The organism is uncultured Nitrospira sp. (genome assembly GCA_902500695.1).
GTDB lineage: Bacteria > Nitrospirota > Nitrospiria > Nitrospirales > UBA8639 > Nitrospira_E.
Map to the genome: position 1 here is coordinate 1 of CABVRQ010000146.1, position 4,105 is coordinate 4,105.

General features: G+C 54.9%; 3 protein-coding genes. All 3 read right to left on the minus strand.

What is annotated here, in order from left to right:
• Positions 1 to 41 precede the first annotated feature (41 nt).
• From ylqF to AAH187_RS18830, 3 genes are read right to left on the minus strand one after another with little or no spacing between them, the layout of a single operon-like run.
• Positions 42 to 899 (minus strand): ribosome biogenesis GTPase YlqF, encoded by an 858-nt coding sequence (gene ylqF / locus AAH187_RS18820; RefSeq protein WP_342350028.1) that lies wholly within the window; start codon positions 897 to 899, stop codon positions 42 to 44.
• A 29-nt stretch (positions 900 to 928) separates the two neighbouring features.
• Positions 929 to 2,539 carry a DEAD/DEAH box helicase family protein gene (locus tag AAH187_RS18825; RefSeq protein ID WP_342350029.1) on the minus strand — a complete coding sequence of 537 codons (1,611 nt, stop codon included), beginning with the start codon at positions 2,537 to 2,539 and terminating at the stop codon, positions 929 to 931.
• A gap of 2 nt (positions 2,540 to 2,541) precedes the next feature.
• On the minus strand, positions 2,542 to 2,766 hold the full coding sequence (locus tag AAH187_RS18830) for a hypothetical protein (protein WP_342350030.1): 225 nt from the start codon (positions 2,764 to 2,766) through the stop codon (positions 2,542 to 2,544).
• Between the last annotated feature and the right edge of the window lie 1,339 nt (positions 2,767 to 4,105).

Below are 4,105 nucleotides of genomic sequence, written 5' to 3' on the forward strand. Positions count from 1 at the left end.
GAACAGAAGTTCAATCACTAAGCGGTTAACGAAGTCTGACATTAGAGGAAAGCGTCTCGCGTGTCCGGCGTCTCCAGGCTGATGCGACCCAGCGTGCCGTTGCGGAATTCCGTCAACAGAATTTTTGCCGCTTTTTCCCTATCCAATTCCCCGCCCTTTCCTTTCCGCAGACATCCGCGTTTGGTGGCGATGCCTTCGAGCACGCCCATGCTATCCAGCCCGTCTGCGCCAAAGCCGTAGCGTTTCGTCAGCAGAGCAGGGTAGCGTGCGAGAAGGATGGTGATTAGGAACTCGGCGATTTCTTCTTCGACCATCACCTTGGCGCTGACTGCGTGGATGGTGGCGAGCAGGAGTCCTACGCCAGGATCTTCGATTTTCGGCCACAATAGGCCGGGTGAGTCGATGAGCGTCATGTGGTCGTTCAGGGTGTGGCGTTGCTGAACTTTGGTCACGGCTGGTTCGTTGCCGACTTTGGCCAGACGGCGTTTGAGCAGGCTATTCATGAGCGTGGACTTGCCGACGTTGGGGATGCCCATGATCAGCATGCGTAGTGGCTTGCTGGTGCTGTTACGGTTGGGGGCAAGGAGTTGACACAGGCCGGGTATTTTAGCGGCCTGGCCGGCATGGTTACAGGAGAGCGCAACGGCGTTGACGCCAGGTTCCCGGTTGAATTCGTTCAGCCAGGTTTGCGTGACGGCGGGGTCGGCAAGATCGGCTTTGTTGAGCACTTTCAAGCAGGGACGCTGGCGGTGCAGCCGCAATTCCGTGATCAACGGGTTGCTGCTGGCGTCCGGCATGCGCGCGTCCAGTATTTCGACCAGGACATCAATGGCTTCCATCGCTTTGGCCGCTTCTTTGCGTGCGACGTTCATGTGGCCGGGAAACCATTGTATGGACATGTGATAGAGGCTTCCTGGTAAAAATGTCCTCAGAGCGGATAGATCTTGTGGACCCATTGCATGACTTTATGGAGTTCGGATTCGGTCATGGCGGTGCGCGATTTTCGAAACTGCGAATAGACAGCCCGGTTCACCGTGCCATGGGACAGTTTTTTCGATTGCTCGTGCGCACGGACATGTTGTTCAATTTTTTTCCGCAAACGATCTAATCGTTCTTTGGGGGTCTCCTGGTTGGTTTCCATTTGGCCCGGTACGGCCAGGTTTGCCCACAACCCCTGGTTGCGCATTTCAAGGACGCCGGACCGTAAGGGTTGAATACTTGATTCCGCCCGATCCGCTATCGGGAGAAGGCCCTGAGCATTGGGGTAGGTCCCTTCTCCGAGGTCCTGTGTCGATGAGGGGCTGTCGGCAATCGCCGTGGTCCGTTGGGCCAGGATATATCCCAAACATTCCCGGAATGGCCGGTCGTCCGGAGCGTAAATGTAGGCCCGTTGCTCAGCATAGGGTCCCGCGAGCGGATCCATGCGCGTGGCTCGATGAACGACCTGTTCGATCCATGGCTTGGTCCGGATATGGGTCAAACAGATAAGATGGGTAATGGCCGGCACATCCAGGCCTTCATAGGCCATGGCCACGGTAATCAGACAGTCCACCGCTCCGCTACCCTGTCGTTTAAAGGCTTTAATCGCCTGATAGGCTGCCGTGGAATCATCGCTTGTGGCAATTCTGGCCGGCACGCCTCGTTCCTGAAGCCAGGCCGTATATTTTTGCGCCTGCTCAATGTTGGCGGCCACCACGAGCAGCTTCGATCGGGAATGGGTGGTGCGATGAACCTGCCAATCCTTCACGCCCGTGCTTAAGAGTTCCAGGGCTGCTTCCGTTTTCAGCGCCGTCAGGAGTGCGGCTGCGGTCTGTTTCCCGGCATGTGCCAGGCTTTCCACATGGTGCTCGGCTCCCTGAGCGTCTAACCAGGTCGCCTGACAGTTGGCGTAATGGACGGTCAAATCAATGCAGGCATGTTCACGCAGGGCATCGGCTAACGTGTAATGAATGACGGCCCGGGATTCCGTGTTGTCCCAATCAAGCCGGTTTCCCCGGTCGGTGGTGGAATACGGCAGGAAGGCGATGGGTGTGCCTTCACCACGCTCGAACGTTCCGCTCATCAATACTCGCAGCGCTGCCCGGTCGTAGAGCGGCTGAATGGCCTCATGCCACAGTCCTCCCTCTTCGAGATGATGTGGTTCATCAAGAACGAGGATGTACCGCTTGCGGCGGAATTCTTTGGCGTTGATCTTGCGCGTGTCGGCTGCCAGGGCCTGATAGGTGGTGACATAGGCCGCACACCCTCTTGTTGGATTTTCCTGGTTGGTGGTCATCATGGCCTCCAACCGATGACCCAAGAGCGCCCGGTGGCTGGGATCCTGAAAACCCCGCGCACCCTGGTCCTGTAAGACACTGCGAGGGACAATCCAGCACAGGGCGTCGGCAATGGCTGGAATCAAGCGGGAAGCCAGGATCTGAGGCAGCAAGCTTTTGCCTCCACCGGGTGTGACCGCACAGACAATGTCTGTCAGGCCTCGCCCGCCTAAAATATCCTCGCAGATGTCCGCTAATTCCTTCTGGTGCCGCCGTAGCTCCATGCTTACCCCTCGGCCATCTCCAGGGGAGTCCTGGGATGCTCAGGGATCCGACGGGCTTTGCCCTTCTGGGATGAAGGAACGGGCGATTGCGAACGATTGCGTGCGCTAACGGGATCCTCAATGTTGCCACATTGGAGGCAACGGTCCATGAGGACTAACTGACTGCTGCCCTCCCTATCATAGACGGACTCTTTCACAATCAGTCCACCACATCGCTTGCAGGCCATAAAGAACTTCCTTTCTTGAAAAAGACATTCGTTGTCACAGGGGGTGCCTCGTTCCGTTCGAATCCTTCCCTGAGATCTTCCCTGATCTAATGCGGCGTATTCCCGATGACTGAAGCCGGGAATCACCCTTATCTTAAAACATGCGACCGCGACAAAAGTGACACAGGTGTACCGGAAGGTTTCTGGTTACCCGTTCCTCTGTAAACCATTGAGAGAATTTCAATCGATGATTGTGATAGGGACTGTTGAATATTGTAAAAATTTCGCCGCAGCATCAGCTTAGGAGTCACCGAGGCTTACCCGAGAAAAATAGTGGAGTGTTCAAAAATGCCCGTCCAGTCCTGCCCTGAGGCCTCTCGAAGGGAAGGCCGCAGCCGCTTGGAGGAGCGGAGCGTACGGAGGAGTACGTGAGCACGGCCAAGTGGCGAGAACGCCGCTGGCGGCATTTTTCAACACTACCTGAAATGAACATGGAGAGCGAAGCGGTTTTCCCTCTCATAGGGATCCAACTGTTGATGGCATGAACCCGGAAGCAATGGGTCAGCGTCACACTCTCTGCCGGCATGTGGCCATACTCTATAATGCCACCGTAGGGGAATTACCCGATCTGTACCAATGTCTGTCTTTGCCTTTCGTGAATGTCTGTGAACAAGGTAGACCTTTTTCAAACAGGCACCAGTTTAGCATGGATAGACATACCCAAAATGTCGACATTTTGCAATGGAATAATGACGTGCTGCCTTAAAAATTGAGTGATCAGACGGATCGAATTCCCTATCGACATACCACAGAAGGGCTGAGGAGGTCTTTCGAACGCAGGCGAAGGGATTGTACCCCCATTTTCTGCAGGAGGCTAGGCCCCTTTTGATATTTGCCGGTTCTTCATTCCATTGAAGGGGGTAACGGTGTCAAAGGCGAGTTAAGGATTGCCAGGAGGTAGGGTCATGCGGTAGGCTCCCCCTCCCTGTTACGGATCAGCGTCCGCTCCCCGCGTCGTTGCGAGATGCACGCCCTCCCTGACGTTCACGCCAATTTCATGAGGATGGTCTCACGTCTCTCTTGGCCATGACACACTGAAATCGTTGGTGCCATATCTGTGCCTTCCGGGCTTTGCTTGTGCGCCCTATGTCTTGAAATGACTTGAGAAGATTGCCGACTAAGGAGAAGAACGATGCCAAAAGCGAAACGAGAAAAGAATTGTTATGTGTGTGAGAATGCGGAGTTAATACGAATGAGTTTTATGACCTGCCGGCAATGCGCTCGTCATTTTTGTAGTCGTCATGGTGACCCGAAAATGGATGAATGTACCAATTGCCTTGAGGGTGATGAGGAAACCTAG